Origin of the sequence: Maritimibacter sp. 55A14 (assembly GCF_003122205.1) — a bacterium.
Lineage (GTDB): Bacteria > Pseudomonadota > Alphaproteobacteria > Rhodobacterales > Rhodobacteraceae > QEYE01.
In genome coordinates this window covers 92,555-115,866 of the sequence record NZ_QEYE01000008.1, presented here as the reverse complement: position 1 = coordinate 115,866, position 23,312 = coordinate 92,555, and the positions used below count along the sequence as shown (strand labels likewise).

Annotated in this window: 22 protein-coding genes; 13 read left to right on the top strand and 9 right to left on the bottom strand. The window is 68.5% G+C overall.

The window, feature by feature from the left end:
- Nucleotides 1-9: 9 nt before the first annotated feature.
- The 5 genes from paaB to DDZ14_RS08795 are packed head-to-tail and all read left to right on the top strand — an operon-like array spanning nucleotide 10 to nucleotide 3,369.
- Nucleotides 10-294 (top strand): 1,2-phenylacetyl-CoA epoxidase subunit PaaB, encoded by a 285-nt coding sequence (gene paaB / locus DDZ14_RS08815; RefSeq protein ID WP_109424593.1) that lies wholly within the window; start codon nucleotides 10-12, stop codon nucleotides 292-294.
- Complete coding sequence (gene paaC / locus DDZ14_RS08810; protein ID WP_109424592.1) at nucleotides 294-1,052, top strand: 1,2-phenylacetyl-CoA epoxidase subunit PaaC; 759 nt, start codon at nucleotides 294-296, stop codon at nucleotides 1,050-1,052. The genes paaB and paaC overlap by 1 nt, the downstream gene beginning before the upstream one ends.
- A complete protein-coding gene (gene paaD / locus DDZ14_RS08805) occupies nucleotides 1,049-1,516 on the top strand; it encodes a 1,2-phenylacetyl-CoA epoxidase subunit PaaD (RefSeq protein ID WP_109424645.1) in 468 nt (155 codons plus the stop codon). Before paaC ends, paaD begins: the two co-directional genes overlap by 4 nt.
- A 10-nt stretch (nucleotides 1,517-1,526) precedes the next feature.
- Entirely contained in the window at nucleotides 1,527-2,597 is a 1,071-nt protein-coding gene (locus tag DDZ14_RS08800) for a 2Fe-2S iron-sulfur cluster-binding protein (protein ID WP_109424591.1), read from the top strand.
- A 10-nt stretch (nucleotides 2,598-2,607) separates the two neighbouring features.
- Nucleotides 2,608-3,369 carry a Phenylacetic acid catabolic protein gene (locus tag DDZ14_RS08795; protein ID WP_109424590.1) on the top strand — a complete coding sequence of 254 codons (762 nt, stop codon included), beginning with the start codon at nucleotides 2,608-2,610 and terminating at the stop codon, nucleotides 3,367-3,369.
- A gap of 32 nt (nucleotides 3,370-3,401) precedes the next feature.
- Here the strand turns inward: DDZ14_RS08795 and glnT are convergent, their stop codons facing one another.
- From glnT to paaG, 9 genes are all read right to left on the bottom strand, one after another.
- Entirely contained in the window at nucleotides 3,402-4,733 is a 1,332-nt protein-coding gene (gene glnT, locus DDZ14_RS08790) for a type III glutamate--ammonia ligase (protein ID WP_109424644.1), read from the bottom strand.
- 62 nt (nucleotides 4,734-4,795) lie between these two features.
- Nucleotides 4,796-6,133, bottom strand: coding sequence for an FMN-binding glutamate synthase family protein (locus DDZ14_RS08785; RefSeq protein WP_109424589.1), 1,338 nt, complete (start codon nucleotides 6,131-6,133; stop codon nucleotides 4,796-4,798).
- Nucleotides 6,134-6,144: 11 nt separating this feature from the next.
- Nucleotides 6,145-6,828, bottom strand: coding sequence for a GXGXG domain-containing protein (locus DDZ14_RS08780; RefSeq protein WP_109424588.1), 684 nt, complete (start codon nucleotides 6,826-6,828; stop codon nucleotides 6,145-6,147).
- A 2-nt stretch (nucleotides 6,829-6,830) separates the two neighbouring features.
- A complete protein-coding gene (locus tag DDZ14_RS08775; protein ID WP_109424587.1) occupies nucleotides 6,831-7,727 on the bottom strand; it encodes a glutamine amidotransferase family protein in 897 nt (298 codons plus the stop codon).
- 129 nt (nucleotides 7,728-7,856) lie between these two features.
- Nucleotides 7,857-8,516: an XRE family transcriptional regulator gene (locus tag DDZ14_RS08770; RefSeq protein ID WP_109424586.1), complete on the bottom strand. Its 660-nt coding sequence runs from the start codon at nucleotides 8,514-8,516 to the stop codon at nucleotides 7,857-7,859.
- A gap of 69 nt (nucleotides 8,517-8,585) precedes the next feature.
- Complete coding sequence (locus tag DDZ14_RS08765; protein ID WP_109424585.1) at nucleotides 8,586-9,182, bottom strand: TetR/AcrR family transcriptional regulator; 597 nt, start codon at nucleotides 9,180-9,182, stop codon at nucleotides 8,586-8,588.
- 5 nt (nucleotides 9,183-9,187) lie between these two features.
- A complete protein-coding gene (gene paaK, locus DDZ14_RS08760; protein ID WP_109424584.1) occupies nucleotides 9,188-10,498 on the bottom strand; it encodes a phenylacetate--CoA ligase PaaK in 1,311 nt (436 codons plus the stop codon).
- Nucleotides 10,495-10,938, bottom strand: a complete 444-nt coding sequence (paaI, locus tag DDZ14_RS08755; RefSeq protein WP_109424583.1) for a hydroxyphenylacetyl-CoA thioesterase PaaI — start codon at nucleotides 10,936-10,938, stop codon at nucleotides 10,495-10,497. Before paaI ends, paaK begins: the two co-directional genes overlap by 4 nt.
- The gene (paaG, locus tag DDZ14_RS08750; protein WP_109424582.1) at nucleotides 10,935-11,726 is read right to left on the bottom strand and encodes a 2-(1,2-epoxy-1,2-dihydrophenyl)acetyl-CoA isomerase PaaG; all 792 of its coding nucleotides are present in this window, start codon (nucleotides 11,724-11,726) and stop codon (nucleotides 10,935-10,937) included. Before paaG ends, paaI begins: the two co-directional genes overlap by 4 nt.
- Nucleotides 11,727-11,856: 130 nt before the next feature.
- Between paaG and DDZ14_RS08745 the strand changes: the two genes are divergently transcribed.
- The 8 genes from DDZ14_RS08745 to selD all read left to right on the top strand — a co-directional run bounded on the left by DDZ14_RS08745 (nucleotide 11,857) and on the right by selD (nucleotide 23,302).
- Complete coding sequence (locus DDZ14_RS08745; RefSeq protein WP_109424581.1) at nucleotides 11,857-13,893, top strand: FAD-dependent oxidoreductase; 2,037 nt, start codon at nucleotides 11,857-11,859, stop codon at nucleotides 13,891-13,893.
- 65 nt (nucleotides 13,894-13,958) lie between these two features.
- On the top strand, nucleotides 13,959-14,981 hold the full coding sequence (locus DDZ14_RS08740) for a TRAP transporter substrate-binding protein (protein WP_109424580.1): 1,023 nt from the start codon (nucleotides 13,959-13,961) through the stop codon (nucleotides 14,979-14,981).
- Between the two features lie 60 nt (nucleotides 14,982-15,041).
- A complete protein-coding gene (locus tag DDZ14_RS08735) occupies nucleotides 15,042-15,545 on the top strand; it encodes a TRAP transporter small permease (protein WP_109424579.1) in 504 nt (167 codons plus the stop codon).
- On the top strand, nucleotides 15,542-16,882 hold the full coding sequence (locus DDZ14_RS08730) for a TRAP transporter large permease (RefSeq protein ID WP_109424578.1): 1,341 nt from the start codon (nucleotides 15,542-15,544) through the stop codon (nucleotides 16,880-16,882). Before DDZ14_RS08735 ends, DDZ14_RS08730 begins: the two co-directional genes overlap by 4 nt.
- Before the next feature lie 3 nt (nucleotides 16,883-16,885).
- Complete coding sequence (locus tag DDZ14_RS08725; protein WP_109424577.1) at nucleotides 16,886-18,082, top strand: cytochrome P450; 1,197 nt, start codon at nucleotides 16,886-16,888, stop codon at nucleotides 18,080-18,082.
- A 22-nt stretch (nucleotides 18,083-18,104) separates the two neighbouring features.
- The gene (gene paaZ / locus DDZ14_RS08720) at nucleotides 18,105-20,135 is read left to right on the top strand and encodes a phenylacetic acid degradation bifunctional protein PaaZ (protein WP_109424576.1); all 2,031 of its coding nucleotides are present in this window, start codon (nucleotides 18,105-18,107) and stop codon (nucleotides 20,133-20,135) included.
- A 46-nt stretch (nucleotides 20,136-20,181) separates the two neighbouring features.
- Complete coding sequence (locus DDZ14_RS08715) at nucleotides 20,182-21,012, top strand: PaaX family transcriptional regulator C-terminal domain-containing protein (RefSeq protein ID WP_109424575.1); 831 nt, start codon at nucleotides 20,182-20,184, stop codon at nucleotides 21,010-21,012.
- A 100-nt stretch (nucleotides 21,013-21,112) separates the two neighbouring features.
- Nucleotides 21,113-23,302, top strand: coding sequence for a selenide, water dikinase SelD (selD, locus tag DDZ14_RS08710; RefSeq protein WP_109424574.1), 2,190 nt, complete (start codon nucleotides 21,113-21,115; stop codon nucleotides 23,300-23,302).
- The last annotated feature ends 10 nt before the right edge of the window (nucleotides 23,303-23,312 follow it).

Below are 23,312 nucleotides of genomic sequence, written 5' to 3'. Positions count from 1 at the left end.
AGATATCCGATGAGTAACGAACTGCCGCTCTGGGAAATTTTCATCCGCGGCCAGCACGGCATGTCGCACCGCCATGTGGGCAGCCTGCACGCCTCGGATGCGGAAATGGCGATCCGCCATGCGCGCGACGTCTATACCCGCCGCAACGAGGGGGTGAGCATCTGGGTGGTGCGCGCCGCCGACATCACCGCCTCCGCACCGGGCGAGAAGGGGCCGCTCTTCGACCCCTCGAACGACAAGGTCTACCGGCACCCGACCTTCTTCGACATCCCCGACGACGTGGGGGCGATGTGATGACCCGCGACGAGGCCTTGTTCGAGTTCTGCCTGCGCTTGGGCGACACGACGCTGATCCTGGGCCACCGGGTCTCGGAATGGTGCGGTCATGCGCCGATCCTGGAGGAGGACATCGCACTGGCCAACACCGCGCTCGACCTCATCGGAGAGACGCAGATGTGGCTGAGCCTCGCCGGCGAGATCGAGGGCAAGGGACGCAACGCCGACGATCTGGCCTATCTGCGCGACGCCTGGGATTTCCGCAACCTGCTGCTGGTCGAACGCCCCAACGGCGATTTCGGGCGCACCGTGATGCGCCAGTTCCTCTATGACGCCTTCGCCAGCCTGATGCTTGCGGGGCTGATGAAATCCGCGGATACGCGCGTGGCCCAGATCGCCGCCAAAGCGTCCAAGGAAGTGGCCTATCACCTGGAACGCTCCGCCGATCTGGTGGTGCGCCTTGGCGACGGCACGGCGGAGAGCCATGCACGCATGCAGGCCGCGCTGGACGAGCACTGGCCCTACGCGCTCGAGATGTTCGTGGCCGACGATGTGGATTGCGTGCTGGCCGAGGTCGGGATCGCCCCCGACCCGTCCACCCTGCGCGCCGACTGGGACGCGCTGACGGGCCGGGTGCTGAGCCAGGCCACGCTCGACATTCCCGATAGCGGATTTGCCCACAAGGGCGGCAAGTCCGGCCGCCATACCGAGCATTTGGGCCATGTCCTGACCGAGATGCAGTGGTTGCAGCGCGCCTATCCGGGGGCGAGGTGGTGAGCACGACCCTGCCCTCTACCGCCCAGGTCTGGGACTGGCTGGCAGAGGTTCCGGACCCGGAGATCCCGGTGATCTCGGTCACCGATCTGGGCATCGTGCGTTCGGTCGAATGGCAGGGCGACACGCTGGTGGTGCATGTCACGCCGACCTATTCGGGCTGCCCCGCGACCTCGATCATTGCACTCGATATCGAGACGGCGCTGCGCGCCCGCGGCATCGAAAACCTTCGCATCGAGCGCCGCCTCTCGCCGCCCTGGACCACCGACTGGCTGAGCGACGAGGGGCGCGAGAAGCTGGAAGCCTACGGCATCGCGCCGCCCCAGCCCGCGGGCGGTCCCGCGCGCTGTCCGCATTGCGGTGGCACCGACCTGGAGCGGATCAGCCAGTTCGGCTCCACCCCCTGCAAGGCGCAGTGGCGCTGCCGCGGCTGCCTGGAGCCGTTCGACTATTTCAAGTGCATCTGAGGAGAGGCGCATGGCCCGCTTCCACCCCCTGACCGTGACCGATGTCCAGAAGACCATCCGCGACGCCGTGGTGGTCACGCTTGAACCCGACGACCCGGCGGCCTTCGCCTTCCTGCCCGGCCAGTACCTGACCTTCCGCCACGATTTCGACGGCGAGGAGCTGCGGCGCAGCTACTCGATCTGTGCGGGGCTCGATGACGGGCTGCTGCAAGTCGGCATCAAGCGGGTGGAGGGCGGCGCCTTCTCGACCTGGGCCAACGAGGCGCTTCAGCCCGGCGACCGGCTGGAGGCGATGGCCCCGATGGGCAATTTCCACACCGCGCTGGCGCCCGATGCGGCGCGGCACTACCTGGGCTTCGCCGGCGGCTCCGGCATCACGCCGGTGCTGTCGATCGTGCGAAGCGTGCTGGCGCGGGAGCCGAAATCGCGCTTCACGCTGGTCTATGCCAACCGTGCGGTGAACACGATCATGTTCCGTGAGGAACTGGAGGATCTCAAGAACAGCTATCTGGGCCGGCTCAACGTGATCCATATTCTGGAGGCCGGGGGCGAGGAGATCGACCTTTTCACCGGCCGCGTGGATGCCGCGAAATGCGCGCAGCTCTTCCGGCTCTGGATCGACGTGGAAGGCGCCGACATGGCCTTCATCTGCGGACCCGAGCCGATGATGCTGGGCATAGCGCAGGCGCTGCGCGAGCACGGCATGAGCGACGCGCAGATCAAGTTCGAGCTTTTCGCCAGCGCCCAGCCGGGGCGGCTGAAACGCAGAGCCGTCTCCGCCGCAGCGCAGAGCCAGGGAAACACCTGCGCGGCGACCATCACGCTCGACGGCGCGGTGCAGAACTTCACCATGCCCAAGGACGGCCAGAGCGTGCTGGAAGCCGCGATCGCGGCGGACATGGATGCGCCCTTCGCCTGCAAGGCCGGGGTCTGCTCGACCTGCCGCGCGCGGGTTCTGGAAGGCGAAGTGGAGATGATCGCCAACCACGCGCTGGAGGATTACGAGGTCGAGCGGGGCTACGTGCTGACTTGCCAGTGCTACCCGCTGAGCGACAGGCTGGTGGTCGATTATGACCAGTGAGGGGGACGCCATGGCCGACACGATGAGCATCGCGGACTACCTCGCCCGGGGCGGGGTCCTGTCCAATCCCGAAAACGTGCCGCCGCGCTATCGCGCCGAGCTGATGCGCCTGATGGCGACCTTCGTGGACAGCGAGATGGCCGGTTCCGCCGGCTTCGCCGACATCATCAACGAGGCCCCCGGCATCGCCGAGCGTATCGCCGCCGCGCGGATCGTTCTCGAAAAGGCCGATCATGCGGGCCGCGTGCTGGCGGTGATGGCCGAATTCGGCGCCGACACCGCGAAATACGCCACCCACCAGCCCTGGACCGCGCGGCTGGCGCGCGATGCCGATATCGGCCCGACGCGAAGCGGCGGGGACATGCGGCTCTCGGTCTTCCACTACCCGCTGGAAGGCTGGCTGGACGCGGTGGTGATGAACGTGCTGATGGGCCGCGCGGTCACCGTGCAACTGGCCGAGTTCTCGCGCGTCTCCTACCAGCCGCTGGCCGAGGCGTTCCGCGCCATCCTGCCGGTGGAGACGCGCCACGCTGAACTGGGCGAGGAAGGGTTGCGCAAGCTGCTGGAGGACGGCGCGCTTGAGGCCGCGCAGGCCTCGGTGGATTACTGGTGGCCGCGCGTGGCCGCCAGTTTCGGCGCCGCCGACAGCACCCGGCTGGACCAGCAGCGCGACTTCGGTCTGCGCCACCGCTCCAACGCCGAACTGCTGGCCGACTGGCGGGCGGACACAGCCGCCCTGCTCGCCGAGATGGGCCTGCGCGCGCCGGGCTGACGGAGGCGCGCGGTCGGCTTGGGGTCGGGAAACTAGATATCCAGCGTGTTCTCCTTCTCCCATTTGGAGAAATGCGACACGAAGGAATTCCACTCGCGGTGCTTGAGCTTGGTGAAGGCGGCAGAGAACTCCGCGCCCATCATCGCCTTCAGCTCCTTGTCCTTGTCATAGGCGCGCAGCGCGTCGAGCATGTTGAGCGGCAGTTTCGGCGCGCCGCGCACCTTGTGGCCCTCGGCATACATGTCGATATCCCAGCGCTTGCCGGGATCGGCCTTGTGCCGGATGCCGCTGAGGCCCGCCGCGATGATGACCGCCTGCAGCAGATAGGGGTTGGCCGCCCCGTCCGGCAGGCGCAACTCGAAGCGGCCCGGCCCCGGCACGCGCACCATATGGGTGCGGTTGTTGCCGGTCCATGTCACCGTGTTGGGCGCCCATGTGGCCCCCGATGTGGTGCGCGGCGCGTTGATCCGCTTGTAGGAATTGACCGTCGGATTGGTGATCGCGGCCAGCGCCGAGGCGTGTTTCATGATGCCGCCCAGGAAATGTGCGCCCTGTTCGGAAAGCCCCAACTCGCCTGTCGGGCCGGTGCCTTTCTTCGTCGCGAAGACATTGGTCTTCGCCTTGTCGCCCGGCGCGTCCCAGACCGAGATATGCACATGCGCGCCGTTGCCCGTCAGCCCTTCGACGGGCTTGGGCATGAAGGTCGCGCGCAGGCCGTGCTTTTCGGCGATCGACTTGGTCATGAACTTGAAGAAGGAATGCCGGTCCGCCGTCACCAGCGCGTCGTCGAATTCCCAGTTCATCTCGAACTGGCCGTTGGCGTCCTCGTGGTCGTTCTGGTAGGGGCCCCAGCCGAGCTCCAGCATGTAGTCGCAGATCTCGCGCACCACGTCGTAGCGGCGCATCACCGCCTGCTGGTCGTAACAGGGTTTCTCGGCCGTATCGAGTTCGTCGCTCAGCGCCGAGCCGTCCGGGGTGAGCAGGAAATACTCCGCTTCCACGCCCGATTTCATGTGCATCCCTTCGGCCGCGGCTTCGGCGATCAGGCGGCGCAATACGTTGCGCGGGGCCTGCGCCACGTCCTCGCCCTCCATCATCGGGTTGGCGGCCACCCAGGCCACTTCGGGCTTCCACGGCAACTGGATGACCGAATCCGGATCGGGCAGCGCCAGCATGTCGGGATGCGCCGGCGTCATGTCGAGCCACGTCGCGAAGCCGGCAAAGCCAGCACCATCGGCCTGCATGTCGGCGATGGCCTGCGCAGGGACCAGCTTGGCGCGCTGCCCGCCGAAAAGGTCGGTGAAGGAAATCATGAAATACTTGACGCCGGTCTCTGCGGCGAATGCGGCGAGGTCTTTTGCCATGTTCTCGTTTTCCCTGTTGGTTTCGTTCCTGCGCCCCCGGTCTTCGCCGGGGGCCAATTCTTTCAGTACCCGCCGGCGCCGGGGATCCAGTTGGTTCCGGCCAGCGGCAGGCGGGCCATCGCCGCGGCCTCCACGGTCAGCGCGCAGAGGTCTTCCGGCTCCAGGTTGTGCAGGCTGTTATGGCCGCAGGCGCGGGCAATGGTCTGGGCCTCCAGCGTCAGCACGGAGAGATAATTGCGCAAGCGGCGCCCCGCGGCAATCGGGTCGAGCCGGGCGGCCAAGTCCGGATCCTGCGTGGTGATGCCCGCCGGGTCGCGGCCCTCGTGCCAGTCGTCATAGGCACCGGCGGTCGTGCCGAGCTTCTGGTACTCTGCCTCCCAATGCGGGTCGTTGTCGCCAAGTGCCACCATCGCCGCGGTGCCGATGGCCACGGCGTCCGCGCCCAGCGCCATCGCCTTGGCCACGTCGGCCCCGGTGCGGATGCCGCCCGAGACGATGAGTTGCACCTCGCGGTGAAGCCCCATGTCCTGAAGCGCCTGCACCGCCGGCCGGATACAGGCCAGCGTCGGAATGCCGACATGTTCTATGAAGACATCCTGCGTGGCCGCCGTGCCGCCCTGCATCCCGTCGAGCACCACGACATCCGCGCCCGCCTTCACCGCCAGCGTGGTGTCGTAATAGGGCCGCGTGCCGCCGATCTTCACGTAGATCGGCTTCTCCCAGCCGGTGATCTCGCGCAGTTCCAGGATCTTGATCTCCAGATCGTCCGGCCCGGTCCAGTCCGGGTGGCGGCAGGCGGAACGCTGGTCGATCCCCTTGGGCAGGGTGCGCATTTCGGCCACGCGGTCGGTGATCTTCTGGCCCAGCAGCATCCCGCCGCCGCCGGGCTTGGCGCCCTGCCCCACGACCACCTCGATCGCGTCGGCGCGGCGCAGGTCGTCGGGGTTCATGCCGTAGCGCGACGGCAGAACCTGATAGACCAGCGTCTTGGAATGGCCACGCTCTTCCTCGGTCATGCCACCGTCGCCGGTCGTCGTCGAGGTGCCGGCCAAGGTCGCGCCGCGCCCCAGCGCCTCCTTCGCGGCGCCCGAGAGCGCGCCGAAGCTCATCCCCGCGATGGTCACGGGGATCGCCAGTTCGATGGGCTTCTTGGCGAAGCGGGTGCCCAGCGTGACGTTGGTCGTGCATTTCTCGCGATAGCCTTCCAGCGGGTAGCGGCTGACCGACGCGCCGAGAAAGAGCAGGTCGTCGAAATGCGGCACCCGCCGCTTGGCGCCGCCGCCGCGGATATCGTAGATGCCGGTCGCCGCGGCGCGCCTTATCTCCGAGTTGATCTCGTTGGTGAAGGTCGCCGACTGGCGCGGCAGGGTTTGCGGGATCTTGGGCGAATGGTCGTTCATGTCCTTGCCCCTCAATAGGCCGACGCGTTGTCGATGTCGAAATTGTAGAGCTTCCGGGCCGAGCCGTAGCGGCGGAACTCCGACGGGTCGGCGTCGCAATCGCCGCGCACCAGCAGATCGCGCAACAGCTCGACATGTTCCGGGCGCATCTCCTTCTCGATGCAGTCGGCGCCCAGGCTCTTGACCGAGCCGCGCACGAAAAGCCGCGCCTCGTAGAGACTGTCGCCCAGCGCCTCGCCCGCGTCGCCGCAGACCACCAGATTGCCGGACTGCGCCATGAAGGCCGACATATGCCCGACATTGCCGTGCACGACGATGTCGATGCCCTTCATCGAGATGCCGCAGCGCGACGCCGCGTTGCCCTTGATGACCAGCGTGCCGCCCCGCCCGGTGGCCCCGGCATACTGGCTGGCGTCGCCGTCGATGATCACGGTGCCCGACATCATGTTCTCGGCCACGCCGGGTCCGGCATTGCCCGCCACGCGGATCGTCGCAAGCTTGTTCATTCCAGCGCAGTAATAGCCGGTGGAGCCGCGCACGGTGATGTCGAGCGGCGCATCGACGCCCACCGCGATGGCATGGCTGCCGCGCGGGTTGATGATTTCCCAGGCGGTGGTGTTGGTATCGCCCTTCAGGGCATGGAGCGAGGCGTTGAGCGCCCGCAGCCCTTCGGCTTCGAGATCGAATGTCTGCATCGTCAGTGCTTCCAGAAATAGACGGTGGAGGGTTCGGGTTCCCAGACGCGCGCGGTCTCGATGCCGGGCAGGTTCACCATGGCCCGGTACTCCGAGCCGAAGGCGACATACTGATCGGTCTCGGCCATGACGGCGGGCTTGCAGGCGATGGGGTCGCGCAGCACGCCGAAACCGTCCCGCGTGCCCACAACGAATGTATAGAACCCGTCGAGGTCCTGAAGGCTCGCCTCCAGCGCCTCGCCCAGATCCGAGCCTTGTTCCATCTTCCAGCTCAGATAGGCGGCCGCCACCTCGGTGTCGTTCTCGGTCTCGAAGCTCTTGCCGGCCTGCACCAGCTTGCGCCGCAGGCTGTTGTGGTTCGACAGCGAGCCGTTATGCACCAGGCATTGGTCCGGCCCGGTGGAGAAGGGATGCGCGCCCAGCGTGGTGACCGCGGATTCGGTAGCCATGCGGGTGTGCCCGATACCGTGGCTGCCCGACATCGAGGCGAGGTCGAACCGCGCGGCGACATCGCCGGGCAGGCCCACCTCCTTGTAGATCTCGATGCTCTCGCCGGAGCCCATGATGCGAAGGTCGGGGCGTAGTTCCTTGAGCGCGGTGCGCGCCGCATCGGCCTTCCCGGCGGGCAGTTCGATCACCGCATGGGTGTCCTTCTCGCGCAGCGTGACCGCCGCACCCAGCGCCGCGCCCAGATCGTCGGCGAGCCCCGCGAAGTCCCGATCCGGCGCCGCGGATTGAACGGTCAACAGCCATTTCCCCGGCTCCGCGCCGCGATAGACCGCGATGCCTGCGCTGTCGGGTCCGCGGTCGGTCATCGTAACCAGCATCTCGGTCAGGAGCGCGCCGAGGCGGGGCTCCAGCGCGCGATCCTTCAAGAACAGTCCCACAATGCCGCACATGAGTCGCTACTCCTTAAGTCATGCGGGCGCGAGCCTATCACAGGCGCAGGTAAAATCAACTGGCAGGAATATTTTATTCACGAAAAGCATCAAACGGTCAGGCGCACGGCGGCGCCCGACGACCGGCGCTCAGCCTCCCTGCGGGTAGCAGATCACCGACAGGTAACGCGCGGGCAGCTTCACCAACCCGTCCGGCCCGTGCGGCGCATCGGCGTCGAAAAAGAGACTGTCGCCCGGCTCCAGCCGGTAATGGCGGTCGCCGTGGCGGTAATCCACGACACCTTCCAGCATGTAGAGCAGTTCCAGCCCGTCATGCTGGAAGGTGGGAAACACGTCCGACGCCTCGTTGAGCGTGATCAGATAGGGCTCCACCGTCACACCGGAGGAGTTGCCGCCGATATGGCCCAGAAGGTTGTACTGATGGCCTGCTCGGGTGCCCGCGCGCTCGATCTCCACCGCCTCGCCGGCCTTCACATGCACCGCCTCGCGGCGTTCCTCAAAGCGGCGGAAGAAGGCGGTGATCGGAATGCTTAGCGCATGGGCGAGCAGTTGCAGGGTGGTCAGCGAGGGCGAGGTGACGCCGTTCTCGATCTTCGAGAGCATCCCCGTCGAGAGCCCAGTAACAGCCGCCAGATCGGCCACCGTCATGCCGTGCTGACGTCGGGAGGCGCGCACCTCGCGCCCGATGGCGGCCTCCAGGTTGCGCTCGGACAGATCACGGACGCGGTGCGGATCCTGGGCGAAGGCAGGTTTCTCCGGCCGGGGGCCGGTGGATTTCGTGTTCGTCATGCGCGATCCCGATGCTGACCCCCGCCAGTCATACGCGGGGACCCGGCGCAGTTCCAGCCCCATGCCCGGTCAAAGGCCCCGCACGCCTTTCAGCATCAGGTTCGAGACCAGCGCCGCATAGGCTTCGCGCGCGGCGTCGCTGTCGTCGTGGTTCCACATGTAGAACCAGTTGAGCATTCCGAAAAGCGACATGGTCGCGGCGCGCAGCTTGGCCTTGTCGCTGCCGAAGACATCGGGCGCCAGGGCCTGAACAATCGTCGCGACCTGCGCCACCAGATCCTTCTGGTAGTCGCGCAGGACTTTCTGCTGCTCCGACGGCAGCGCGGCCATGCCGCCGATCTGCACCCGGTGTTCGTCATCGGCACCGCGATAGGCCATGAGCACCTCCAGCACCACCGCGCGCAGGTGATCCTCGGGAGTCATGCCAGTACCGTCGATCGCCGCGATCCGATCCCGGAGGTCCGACAGGTAGCTGTCGAGGATGTCGTAGAGCAGCGCGTCCTTGCTGTCGTAATAGTGATAGATATTGGCCTTGGAGATGCCGCATTCGCGCGCGAGTTGGCTCATCGAGGCGCGGTCGAAACCGGTCTCGGCGAAGACCCGCGCGGCGGTCGCCAGGATGCGGTCGCGCTTGGCGTCATGGTCCTTTGCAATGGTGCGCGCCACGGGGCCTACTCCTTGGGCCGGTTGTCCACAACCCGCTGCGCCTTGCCTTCGGACCGCGCCACGCCGCCCGGATCGGCGACGCTGATCTCCGCCGAGATGCCGACCGTATCCTTGATCTTCTTGGCCAGAAGCTTGGCCGCAGCGCCGCGCGCCTCGGCCCCGGCCAAATGCGGCAGGCATTCGCAATGCACCCGCATCGCATCCATGCGGCCGACGCGGAAAAGCTCGATCTGGAAATGCGGCGCCAGCCCCTCGGTGGCCAGCAGCAACTCCTCCACCTGGGTGGGAAAGACGTTGACGCCGCGCAGGATGATCATGTCGTCGGAGCGCCCGGTGATCTTCTCCATCCGCCGCATCGACCGCGCCGTGCCCGGCATGAGACGCGTCAGGTCGCGCGTGCGGTAGCGGATCATCGGCAGGCCCTCCTTGGTCAGCGTGGTGAAAACCAGCTCGCCCAATTCGCCATCGGGCAGCACCTCGCCCGTCTCCGGGTCGATCACCTCCGGGTAGAAATGATCCTCCCAGATATGCAGGCCATCTTTCGTCTCGACGCATTCATTGGCCACGCCCGGCCCCATGATCTCAGACAGGCCGTAGATATCGACCGCGTGCATGTCGAAGGCCTGCTCCACCTCCGCGCGCATGGCGTTGGTCCAGGGCTCCGCGCCAAAGATGCCGACCTGAAGCGAGGTCTCGCGCGGGTCGATCCCCTCGCGCCGGAACTCGTCGAGGATGTTGAGCATGTAGGATGGCGTGACCATAATCGTGCTGGGCGCGAAGTCCCGGATCAGCATCACCTGCCGGGGCGTCATCCCGCCCGAGACCGGGATGACCGTGCAGCCCAGGCGCTCGGCCCCGTAATGCGCCCCCAGCCCCCCGGTGAAGAGCCCGTAGCCATAGGCCACATGCACGATGTCGCCCGCCCGCGTGCCCGAGGCCCGCATCGAGCGCGCCACCAGTTCGGCCCAGTTGTCGATATCCTTCTGCGTGTAGCCCACTACCGTGGGCTTGCCGGTCGTGCCGGAGGAGCCATGCACCCGCACGATCTGCTCGCGCGGCACGGCGAAGAGCCCGAACGGGTAATGGTCGCGCAGATCCTGCTTCACGGTGAAGGGGAACTTCGCCAGATCGGCCAGCGATGTCACGTCGTCCGGATGCACCCCGGCCGCGTCGAAGCGGTCGCGGTACATCGGCACGTTCTCATAGGCATGGGCCAGCGACCATTTCAGCCGGTCGAGTTGCAATGCGGCGATCTCGTCGCGCGACGCGGTCTCGATCGGCTCCAGATCGCCCGGCCTGGGCGAGAGGTCCTTCATGGCGTGCCCTCCTCCTCGAAATGCGAGCCGTTGATGATGCGCGAGCAGCCGCGGAACTCGGCGATCGTCGCGCCCGTGCCGTCGGTCACCGTCACATCGTAGATGCCGTTGCGACCGGCCAGGCTGATCTCGCGCGCGGTGGCGGTCAGCGTGTCGCCCAGCTTGCCCGGCGCGATGAAGCTGATCGTGTTGTGCTGCGCAACGGCGCTGCGGTTGTAGCTGTTGCAGGCGAAGGCGAAGGCGCTGTCGGCCAGCGCGAAGATCACTCCACCGTGGCAGATGCCGTGGCCGTTCGTGTGGTGGCCTGCCACGGTCATCCGGGTGGTCGCGGTGCCCGGCCCCACCGCCTCCAGCGTCATGCCGACCCATTTGGAGGCGGCATCGCCCGCCCACATGGCCTCGGCGCTGCGACGCGCGCGGTCCTCGGGGTTCAGGCTCATGATCGGCCCCCGGTGAAGCGCGCGGGGCGTTTCTGCAGGAAGGACGTGACGCCCTCGGCATAATCCCGCGTCTCGCCGCAGGCTTTCTGAAGCCGCGCCTCGAGATCGAGTTGATCGTCGAGTGTGTTGACGGAGGCCGCCTGGATCGCCTGTTTCGTCAGACCCAGCCCGACGGTCGGCCCCACGGCCAGTCGCGCGGCCAGGGCGCGGGCCTCGTCCATCAGCCGGTCGTCGGGCAGCGCCTTCCAGATCAGCCCCCAATCGGCCGCCTGCACGGCGCCCAGCGGCTCGGCCGTCATCGCCAGCGCCTTGGCGCGGGCCTCGCCCAGAAGCCGGGTAAGCGCCCAGCTTCCGCCGGCATCGGGCACCAGTCCCACCTTGGCGAAGGACTGGATGAACTTCGCGTTCTCCGCGGCCAGCACGATGTCGCAGGCCAGCGCCAGGTTGGCCCCCGCCCCCGCCGCCACGCCATTGACGGCGCAGATCACCGGAAAGTCCAGCGACCGGATCAGGCGCACCAGCGGGTTGTAGAATCCGGTCAGCGTCCGGCTGAGGTCGGGGGGGCTGTCCATCTTGGCCGGGTCGCGGTCGCCCAGATCCTGCCCGGCGCAGAACCCGCGTCCCGCGCCGGTGATCAGCACTGCCCGCGCGCCGCCGTCGCGGGCGCCCTCCAGCGCGCCCCGCAGCGCGCCGTGCATCTCGTCATTGAAGGAATTGAGGCGGTCGGGACGGTTGAGCGTGATCTCCACCCAGCCGCCGTGATCCCGCGAAAGAATCGTATCGCTCATGCGCCGTTCCGTTTCAGAATATTCCGACAAAAGATTTGCATAAACCGAACGGTTGGTCAATAATGTTGTGGTGCCAGACGCCGAAACCGATTCAGGCGCGCGGCAGCGGAAGAGCCGGAGCGGGGGAAGAATGACAGCCGAGAATCCCGTCAGCGTGACGATCCAGGGCCGCGTCGCTCATGTGGTGATCGACAACCCGCCGGTGAACGCGACCTCGCAGGCGGTGCGTGCGGGACTCGACGCCGCGGTGGCTCAGGTCGAAGGCTCCGGCGCGGAGGTTGCCATCCTCTCCTGCGCGGGGCGCACATTCGTTGCCGGCGGCGATATCTCGGAATTCGGCAAGCCCCCGGCCCTGCCCGACCTGCCGGACGTGGTCACGCGGATCGAGGCCAGCGCGGTGCCCTTCATCGCGGCGCTGCATGGCACGGTCCTGGGCGGCGGCTTCGAGATCGCGATGGCCTGTGCCTGGCGGGTGGCCGAGCCCGGCACACGCTTCGGCCTGCCGGAAGTCAACATCGGCCTGGTGCCCGGCGCCGGAGGCAGCCAGCGCCTGCCGCGCCTGGTGGGGATCGAGGCCGCAGTGGACATCGCCTGCAACGGGCGGATGGTGACGGCGGAAACCCTGCGCGACCTGGGCGGGCTCGACCGGATCGACGCGGACCCGGTGGCCGGGGCCGAGGCGATGGCCGCCGACCTTCCGCCACGCCCCGCGCCGGTCAGCGCGCGGGCCGTGCATCCCGTCCGCGACGGCTATTTCGCCCATATGCGCGCGGGGCTGGAGAAACGCGCCAAGGGCCAGCGGTCGCCGCTGCACAATCTCGACGCCATCGCCTGGGCAGCGGAGCTGCCCTTCGCCGAGGGCCAGCCGAAGGAACGCGCGCTGCACCTGGCGCTGCGCGACACCGCCGAATCCCGCGCCCTGCGCCACGCCTTCTTCGCGGAACGCAAGGTCGCCCGGCCCGACGCCATAGCAGGCGCGAAACCCCGCGAAATCAAGCATGTCGCCGTGGTGGGCGGCGGGCTGATGGGCGCAGGTATCGCGATGTCGGCGCTGATGGCCGGGCTGCGGGTGACGCTGATCGAGCGCGACGACGCGGCGGCCGAAAGCGCGCACGGAAATCTGGATGGCCTGATCGGCGGCGCCGTGAAACGCGGCAAGCTCGACGATGACGGGGCCGAGGCGCTGCGCGGCAGGCTCTCGGTCAGCACGGACTACGCCGATACCGCACCGGCGCAACTGGCGGTCGAGGCGGTCTTCGAGGATCTGGAAGTCAAGCGCGTCGTCTTCCGCGATCTCTCCGCCGCGATGAACCGGCAGGCGATCCTGGCGACGAACACCTCTTATCTGGACCCGCGGGAGATCTTCGACGGCATCCCGAACCCCGCGCGCTGCCTGGGGCTGCATTTCTTCTCGCCCGCGCATGTGATGAAACTGCTGGAGATCGTGCGCCTGCCCGAAACCGCTGCGGACGTGCTGGCCACCGGCTTTGCCATGGGCAAGCGGATGGGCAAGGTCGCCGTGCTGGCGGGCATCTGCGACGGGTTCATCGGCAACCGCATCCTGTCGGCCTACCGGCGTGCGGCCGACTACCTGCTGGCCGACGGCGCGTTGCCGCATGAGGTCGATGCGGCGATGCGCGGCTTCGGCCTGCCGATGGGGCCATATGAACTGCAGGACCTGACCGGGTTGCAGATCGCCTGGGCCAACCGCAAGCGGCAGGCGGCGACGCACGATCCCGCCGAACGCTACGTGCCCATCGCCGACCGGCTCTGCGAGGCGGGGCGGCTGGGACAGCGCGCCGGACACGGCTGGTACACCTATGCCGAGGGCAGCCGCAGACCCGAACGCGACCCGGAGGTGGAGCGGATCATCACCGGCTACTCCGCCGAGGCCGGGATCGACCGGCGCGCCTTTTCGGCCGAGGACATCCGCGACCGGCTGGTTGCGGTGATGGTCAACGAGGGCGCGCTCATCGTCGAGGAGGGCATCGCCGAAAGCCCCGCCGAGATCGACATGGTGGAGATCCACGGCTACGGTTTTCCCAGATGGCGCGGCGGCCCGATGCATTATACCGGGGAGATCGGCACCGACGCGGTGGCGCGGTCCATGCGCGCGGTGGCCGAGGAGAGCCGGGGCACCTGGCGGATTTCGAAGTTTCTGGGGTGAGGCCGCGACCGGCGCAAGACGCGGCGCGGCATGTACGGAAAAGACGGTCTGAACGGGAGGAAATCATGACCAGACTGACAGGACTGACCAGCCTTATGGCTGGCGCCGCGATGGCGCTGACGGCGGGCATCGCGCAGGCGGCGGACTACACGCTGCTGATCTCGAGCTGGGCGCCGCCGACCCACAACATCAATTCCCGGATGTGGCCGAAATTCACCGAGATGATCGAGGAGGCCACCGATGGCCGGGTCACGGCCGAGCTGAAGCTGGGCATCGCACCGCCGCCCGCGCAGATGGACCTGATCATGGACGGCGCGGCGGATGCCACGATCATCTTCCACGGCTATCAGGCCGGGCGCTTCGTGACTTCCAAGCTTATCGAACTGCCGGGCTACGAGGGCTCCGCCGAAGAAGCCTCGGTGGCCTATTGGCGCGCCTATGAGAAGTTCCTGAAGGGAGCCGACGAGCATCGCGGCGTGCGCGTCGTGGCACTGCATACGCACGGCCCCGCACAGTTGCACACCGCCGCGCCGGTGGAGTCGCTCGATGCAATCTCGGGGCTGAAGCTGCGCGTGCCCGGCGGCGTGGGCGGCGATGTCGGCGCGGCGCTCGGCGCCACCGGCATCAAGGTGCCCGCACCCAAGGTTTACGAGACGCTGGCCTCCAACGCCGCGGATGGCGTGGTCATGCCCTGGGAGTCGCGCCGCGGCTTCAAGCTGACGGAAGTGGCCCCGCATGTCTTCGAGATGCCCGGCGGCTTCTACCGTGGCTCCTTCGCCTTCGTGATGAACGAGGACGCGCTGGCCGCCCTGCCCGACGATCTGCGTCAGGCGCTGGAGGACAAGGTCTTCGGCGAGCCGCTCAGCCGCGAGATCGGAAAGATCTGGGATCTGGGCGATGCCGAGAGCGTGGCTCTGACCAAGGAGACCGAGGGCAACACGATCACCCAGGCCTCGGAAGCGGACCAGGCGAAATTCGCCGAGATGTCCGAAGCCATCATCGGCTCGGCGCTGGAAGAGATCGCCGCGACAGGGGTGGACGCCAAGGCTGCGCACGACTTCCTGAAGTCCGAACTCAACGGAAATTGACGCGGTGATGCGCGGGCGGCGCCTTCCGCCGCCCGCCACCCCGCCGGAGACCCCGCCGCCATGTCCGCATTCCTTCGCCTTCTGCGCCGTGCGAGCGCCCTGCCGGTGCTGCTCGCCTCGGGCGCGCTCTTCGCGCTGATGGTGATGACCTTCTGCGACGTGATCCTGCGCTCGGCCTTCAACGCGCCGATCGAGGCCGCGACCGAACTGACGCGCATCCTCATGGCGATCATCGTCTTTTCCGTTCTGCCGATGGTCTCGGCGCGCGGCCACCACATCGCGGTGGACCTGACCGATCCGTTCTTCCACCGCGTTCGCGCCGCACGCCTGCGCGACGGGATGATCCACCTGCTGTCGGGCGCCATGCTCTACTGGCCGTTCGACCGGCTGCGGGTGCTGGCAGAGCGGCAGCGCAGCTATGGCGACGTGACGGAATACCTGGCGATCCCGCAATTCTACATAAGCTGGTTCATCGCGCTGGCCGTCGCGCTGGCCGGGCTGGCGATGCTTGTGGTGGGCGTGCTGACACTCATCGCCCCGAAACTGCTGAGGGATGCGCAATGACCGCCGCGCTGATCGGTTTCGCGCTGGTCCTGCTGCTGGTGCTGCTGCGCATGCCCATCGTCTTCGCGATGGGGCTGGTGGGCACCTTTGGCTACATCTTCGAGCGCGGCGGCGGCCTGACCGACGGGCGGGGCGCCACGGCCGCGATGTCGATGGTCGGGCGCACCGTCCTGGACACGGCACAGAATTACGGGCTCTCGGTGGTGCCGCTCTTCATCCTGATGGGGCTTTTCGTCAACAAGGGCGGGCTGTCGCGCGAACTCTACGCCGTCTCCAACGCCTTTCTGGGCCATTTCCGGGGCGGACTGGCGATGGCGACCGTGGTGGCCTGCGGCGGGTTCGCCGCGATCTGCGGCTCGTCGCTGGCGACCGCGGCCACCATGTCCAAGGTGGCGATGCCCGAGATGCGCCGTTACGGCTATGCCGACGGGCTCTCGACCGCGTCGATCGCGGCCGGCGGCACGCTGGGCATCCTGATCCCGCCTTCGGTTATCCTGGTGATCTACGGGCTGCTCACGGAAACCTCCATCGGCAAGCTCTTCATCGCCGGGATCGTGCCGGGGCTGCTGGGCGTGGTCTTCTACCTCTTCGCGGTGCGCTGGACGGTCTGGCGCAACCCGGCCGCCGGCCCTGCTGGCGAACGCCACGGCTGGGCTGACCGGTTGCGCGCGCTGCGCGCCGTCTGGGCGGTGTTGCTGCTCTTCTTCCTGGTGATCGGCGGTCTTTACGGGCTTCTCGACGTGGCGCCGCTCCATCTTACTTTCTCGCCCACCGAGGCCGCGGGGATGGGCGCGATGGGCGCCTTCCTGATCGCGCTCTTCCGCGGCAACCTGAGTGTCCGCGACACGCTGGAGGCGCTGCGCGAGACCGCCTTCACCTCAGCCGGGCTTTTTGCGGTGCTGATCGGCGCGCATATCTTCTCCAACTTCGTGAACCTCGCCGGGCTACCGGAGGATCTGGTCGGCCTGGTCACCGCCAACGCCATCTCGCCGATGATGGTGATGGCGCTGATCTTGCTGGTCTATATCCTGCTCGGCATGGTCTTCGAGAGTCTCTCGATGCTGCTGCTGACCGTGCCGATCTTCTTTCCGCTGGTGCAGTCGCTGGGATTCGACGCGGTCTGGTTCGGCATCATCGTCGTGGTCGTCACCGAGATCAGCCTGATCACGCCGCCGGTCGGGCTCAACGTCTTCACCCTGAAAGGCGTGGTCGGCGACGTCTCCACCGCGACGATCTTCCGGGGCGTCACGCCGTTCTGGATGTTCGACATCCTGCGGCTGGCGCTTCTGGTGGCGCTGCCGGCGCTGGTTCTCTATCTGCCCGACCAGATGGGCTGAGCTATGGCATTCGCGTTCGATCTCAACAATCCCCCCGCCGGCTTCGTCGAGAACCCGTATCCGGTCTATCGCCGGCTGCTGGCCGAAGCGCCGGTCCATCCGCAGCCCGACGGGTCGGTGATCCTGTCGCGCCATACCGACCTGGACCGGGTCTATCGCGACGCGGCGCGCTTCATTTCCGCCAAGCACGACGTCTTCAGGCCGAAATTCGGGCCGGGCAGCCCGCTCTACCTGCATCACACCACGTCGCTGGTCTTCAACGACCCGCCTTCGCACACGCGGGTCCGCGACATCATGGTCGGCGCGATGACGCCGCGCGCGCTGGCCCGGACGGAGCCGGGGCTGGTGGCGCTGGTGGACCGGCTGCTGGATGCGATGGCCGACAACCCCGCGCCCGACCTGATCGCCGATTTCGCCGCCGCCATCCCGGTGGAGGTGATCGGCAACCTATTCGACATTCCCCACGCCGAACGCGGCCCGCTGCGGGGCTGGTCGCTGGCGATCCTGGGGGCGCTGGAACCCGCTCTGACCGAGGCGCAGCTTGCGCAGGGCAACCGCGCCGTGACCGAGTTCCGCGCCTTCCTTTCCGACCTGATCGAGCGCCGCCGCGCGAACCCCGGCGATCCGGAGACGGACGTTCTCACAAGGCTGATGCAGCCGGGTGCGGGGGCGCTGAGCCCCGACGAGCTGGAACAGAACTGCATCTTCATCCTGAATGCCGGCCATGAAACCACGAGCAACCTGATCGGCAACGCGCTGGAGCTCCTGGAGCGGCACCGCGACATCCGCGCGGCGCTGATCGCCGAGCCCGAGAGGATGACCTCGGCTGTGGAGGAAGTTCTCCGGATGGAAAGCCCGAACCAGTTGGGCAACCGGTTGACCGCCGAGGAGACGGAGTTTCACGGCCATTTCCTGCCCGCCGGGACCAACCTGCACCTCGTGATCGGCGCCGCCAACCGCGACCCGGACCGTTTCGAGGCGCCCGACCGGTTCCGGCTCGACCGGCGGCCCAACAAGCACCTGGCCTTCGGCGGCGGCGCGCATACCTGCGTGGGTCTCAGCCTGGCGCGCATGGAGGGGCGCATCGCGCTCGCCCGGTTCCTGGCCCGCTATCCCGACTACACCCTGACCGGCAGCGCGGTGCGCGGCGGGCGGCTGCGTTTCCGCGGCTGGGCCCGCCTGCCCGCGCGCCTGTCGTGACACCGAACCCGAGGAGACAGAGATGAGCATTCGCAAGATCGCCAGTTTCGTGGCCGGGCAATGGATCGCGCCGGGCAGCGGCGCACGCCCGATCGAAAGTGCCATCACCGGCGAGGTGATCGCCGAGGCGGGCGGCGGCGGCGTCGATTTCGCCGCCATGCTGGACCACGCCAGGACACGGGGCGGCCCGTCGCTGCGCGCCATGACATTCCACGACCGCGCCCGCATGCTCAAGGCACTGGCCGCGCATCTGTCGAAGCACAAGCAGGTGCTATATGACCTGTCCTTCGACACCGGCGCCACGCAGCGCGACCATCTGATCGACGTGGACGGAGGCATCGGTACGCTCTTCGTCTTCGCCTCAAAGGGCCGGCGGGAGTTGCCTGACGCGCAGGTCTATCTCGACGGCGGTGTGGAGCAGCTCTCGAAATCCGGGCAGTTCCTGGGCCAGCATATCTGCACGCCCCTTCAAGGTGTGGCGGTCCATATCAACGCATTCAATTTCCCCGTCTGGGGCATGCTGGAAAAGCTCGCCCCGACGCTCTTGGCGGGCGTGCCGGCCATCGTGAAACCCGCGACCGCGACCTGCTATGTCACCGAAGCCTGCGTGCGGCTGATGCTCGAGTCGGACCTGCTGCCCGACGGCGCTTTGCAGATGGTCGCGGGCGGCACCGGCGATCTGCTGGACCGGCTGGGCGGGCAGGATATCGTCAGCTTCACCGGCTCGGCCGCGACCGCGCAGATGCTGCGCGCGACACCGGGCATCCTTCAGAACGCCGTACGTTTCGTGGCCGAGCAGGACAGCCTGAACGCCTCGATCCTGGGGCCCGACGCAGAGCCCGGAACGCCGGAATTCGACCTCTTCGTGAAGGAGGTGATCCGCGAGATGACCGCCAAGGCGGGGCAGAAATGCACCGCGATCCGGCGCATCCTGGTGCCCGAGGCGCGAACCGACGCGATGATCTCCGCGCTTTGCGACAAGCTGGGCAAGACCACCATCGGCGACCCGCGGCTGGAGGGCACGCGGATGGGCGCGCTGGTCTCCAACGCGCAGAAGCGCGATGTACTTGAGAAGGCCGCCACCATCGGGCTGGAAGCCGAGCGCGTCTTCGGCAACCCCGCCGATTTCACCGTCGAGGGCGCCGATCCGGCGCGCGGCGCCTTCCTGCCGCCGATGCTCTATCACTGCGCCGATCCCGACGCCGCGACCCGCGTGCACGAGACCGAGGCCTTCGGGCCGGTCTCCACAATCATGGGCTACCGCGACCTCGACCACGCCATCGCCATCGCCAATCGCGGACAGGGCAGCCTGGTGGCCTCGGTCATCACCCATGACCCGGCCGTGGCGCGGGCGGTGGCGCTGGGCGCCGGCGCCTTTCACGGGCGGCTCTATTTCAACGACCGCGCCTCCATGGCCGAGGCCACCGGCCACGGCGCGCCGCTGCCGCATATGGTGCACGGCGGGCCGGGCCGGGCCGGCGGCGGCGAGGAGATGGGCGGCATCCGCGGCGTGATGCACTACATGCAGCGCAGCGCCGTGCAGGGCAGCCCCGACATGCTGGCCGCCATCGGCGAAACCTGGATGCCCGGCGCCGCCGAGCGCGCCGCCCCCGCCCATCCTTTCACCCGGCGCTTCGCGGATTTGCAGATCGGCGAGACGCTCCACACCGACCCGCGCACCGTCACGCTTGAAGACATCGAACATTTCGCCGAGTTCACCGGCGACACCTTCTATGCGCATATGGACGAGGAGGCGGCCGCCGCGAACCCGTTCTTTCCGGGCCGCGTCGCGCATGGCTACCTGCTGCTTTCCTTCGCTGCGGGGCTCTTCGTCGAGCCCACGCCGGGGCCGGTCCTGGCCAATACCGGGCTCGACGCGCTGCGATTCCTCAAGCCCGTCAGTCCGGGCGACAGCATCCGCGTGCGCCTGACAGTGAAGAAGAAGACCCGGCGCACGGACACCTATGGCGAGGTGCGCTGGGATGTCGGGCTGACCAACCAGGATGGCGAGCCGGTCGCCGCCTACGAGCTTCTGACCATGAACGCCTACTGAGGCGGCGCATCTGGCGCTTGGCCCTTGCACGGGCTATAGCTTTGACATGACGGGGAAAAGATCTGCGCCCGCCGATGGCATGATCGACACGCTGGCCGGACTTGGCGACCTGCGCGTCTGGTCGGTCATCATCACGATTTTCGGGGATTCCGTCCTGCCGCGCGGCGGCACGGTCGCCGCGACCACCCTGGCACAGATCACCGAGCGCATGGGCATCAAGCCCGAGGCGCTACGCGTGGCGCTCTACCGGCTGGCGCGGGACGGCTGGATCGTCCGCTCCAAGCACGGCCGCCACAGCTATTACCGCCTGTCGCCGGAAGGCATCGCGGAATTCGCACCCGCGACGCGCCGCATCTATGCCCGCGCCCCGGCGATGCACGGCCCCTGGCAACTTGCCGCCGCCGAACCCGCCCCACAGGCCGAGCGCGACGCGCTCGCCCGCGCCATGACCCGCGCGGGCCATATCGAGATCGCACCGGGGCTCTACCTGGGAAGCGCTGGCTCCTCGACCCCGGCGGGCGCGGATCTGGTGCGCCTGCGGGGCGAACTGGACACGCTGCCCGATTGGGTCCGCGCGCGGCTGGGCCCCGCCGCGCTCGCCGCCGACTACGCGCGGCTGGAGGAGGCCCTTGCGGCCTGCCGAGATGCACTCGGGACCGGCCCGCCGCCCTGCCCGCGCGCCGCGATCACCCTTCGCACGCTGGTCATCCACCGCTGGCGGCGGCTGCTCTTGCGCCACCCGGACCTGCCGGCGAATTTCTTTCCCGAAGGCTGGCCGGGCGAGCGATGCCGCGCACATGTGCTGGCGCTGCACGCCGCCCTGTCGCCGCCGGCCGAAGCCTGGCTCGACGAGGCATTCGGCCCCGCCCCCCGGTGATGTTTCACCACGCTCGCCGCAATGTGCGCCCGCGTCCCATCGCCAAGCACCGCAGCCTGCGGTAAGCCTGCCAGCGCAACCCGTCCGGAGCCCGCAAGAGATGCAGATGCCCCTTCCCCTGACCCGCGACCTGGTGCTGATCGGCGGCGGGCATGCCCACGCGCTTGTACTGCGGCGCTGGGCGATGAACCCGCTGGCCGGGGTGCGGCTGACGCTGATCAACCCCGATCCCACGGCGCCCTATTCGGGCATGTTGCCGGGCCATGTCGCGGGGCATTATTCCCGCGCCGCGCTGGAGATCGACCTGGTGAAACTCGGACGGTTCGCGGGCGCGCGACTTGTGCTGGGCCGGGCCGAGGGCATCGACCGGCAGGCGCGGCGGATCACCGTGCCGGGGCGCGCCGACATCGCCTATGACATCGCCTCGATCGACATCGGCGTGACCTCCGCGATGCCCGATCTGCCGGGCTTCGCCGACCATGCCTGGCCGGCCAAGCCGCTGGGCCCCTTCGCGGATGCGTGGGAGGATTTCGTCGCCAGGGCCGCCGCCGGGCGCCGGCCGCCCGCGGTCGCGGTGATCGGCGGCGGCGTCGCTGGGGTGGAGTTGTCGATGGCGATGGCCCACCGGCTGCGGCAGGTGGGTTGCGCCGCGCCGCAGGTCCATCTGCTCGAAGCCGGGCCGGAGGCGCTGCGCGACATCGGCGGGGCGGCGCGGCGCGCGCTGCTGGACGCGCTGGCGCGGGCGGGCGTCACGCTGCACCTCTCCAGCCCGGTGACGGAGGTGACCGCCGAAGGGCTGCGGCTGGCCGGCGGCGCCATGCTGGCCGCCGATTTCGTCACCGGCGCGGCGGGCGCGCGACCGCAGAGCTGGCTGGCGGAGATCGGCGTCGCCACCCACAAGGGCTATGTCACCGTGGACGAGACGCTGCGCAGCCCCGACGACGAGGCGCTCTTCGCGGTCGGGGACTGCGCGCATCTGGGCTGGGACGCGCGGCCCAAGGCCGGCGTCTTCGCGGTGCGCGAGGCGCCCGTCCTGCACGACAACTTGCGCGCCGCGCTCTCGGGCGGGCGGCTCCGCGCCTTCCGGCCACAGCGCGATTACCTCAAGCTCATCTCCACGGGCTCCAAATCCGCCGTGGCCGACAAGTTCGGCCTTCGCGCGGGCGGGGCCTGGCTATGGCGGCTCAAGGACCGCATCGACCGAAAGTTCATGGACCAGTTCCACGACCTCCCAGCCATGCCCGCGCCCAGGCTGCCCGCCGAGGTGGCGGAGGGCCTGCGCGAGGCGCTGTCGGACGGCAAGCCGCTCTGCGGCGGCTGCGGCGCCAAGGTCGGGCCGGGCGATCTGGCCGAGGCGCTGAGCCGCCTGCCCCCGCCTGTGCGCAGCGACGTGCTGTCCGGCCCCGGCGACGACGCTGCCGTGCTGGCACATGGCGCGGACCGGCAGGTCATCACCACCGACCATCTGCGAGCCTTCACCGAAGACCCCTGGGCGATGGCCCGGATCGCCGCCATTCACGCGCTGGGCGATATCTGGGCGATGGGGGCCGAGCCACAGGCGGCACTGGTGAGCATCGTCCTGCCGCGGCTGAACCCGCGCCTCCAGGCCCGAACGCTCGACGAGATCATGGACGCCGCCGGTGCCGTCCTGGCCGAGGCCGGCGCCGATCTGGTGGGCGGGCACACCAGCCTTGGCGCGGAGTTGACGATCGGCTTCACGCTGACCGGGCTGGTCGCGGGCGAGCCCGTGGGCCTGGGTGGCGGGCGCCCCGGCGACGCGCTGATCCTGACCCGGCCACTGGGGACCGGCACGGTGCTGGCCGCGGAGATGGCGCTGGCGGCGCGGGGCGACTGGGTGGCGGCCGCGATGGAAAGCATGATGCGCGCCGGGCCGCGCGCCGCGCGGCTGCTCGCCACCGAGGCCCGCGCAATGACGGATGTCACCGGTTTCGGGCTGGGCGGGCATCTCCTGGGGCTCTGCCGGGCCTCCGGCACCGGGGCGCGGATCGCGCTCGACGCGCTGCCGCTCCTGCCCGGCGCCGAGGAGCTGGCCACACAGGGCATCCGCTCCAGTCTCTGGGCCGCGAATGCCGAACACGGCGCGGAGATCCGCCGTCCGGGCCGTCCGCGCGACGACCTGCTCTTCGATCCGCAGACCGCCGGAGGTCTGCTGACCGCGGTGCCGGGTGACCGGGCCGAAACGATCGTGGAACGGCTGCGCGGCCTGGGAGAGCCCGCAGCCTGCATCGGCAAGCTGACCGGCGCCGAGGAAGGCATCGTGGTGGAGTGACCCATGCTCC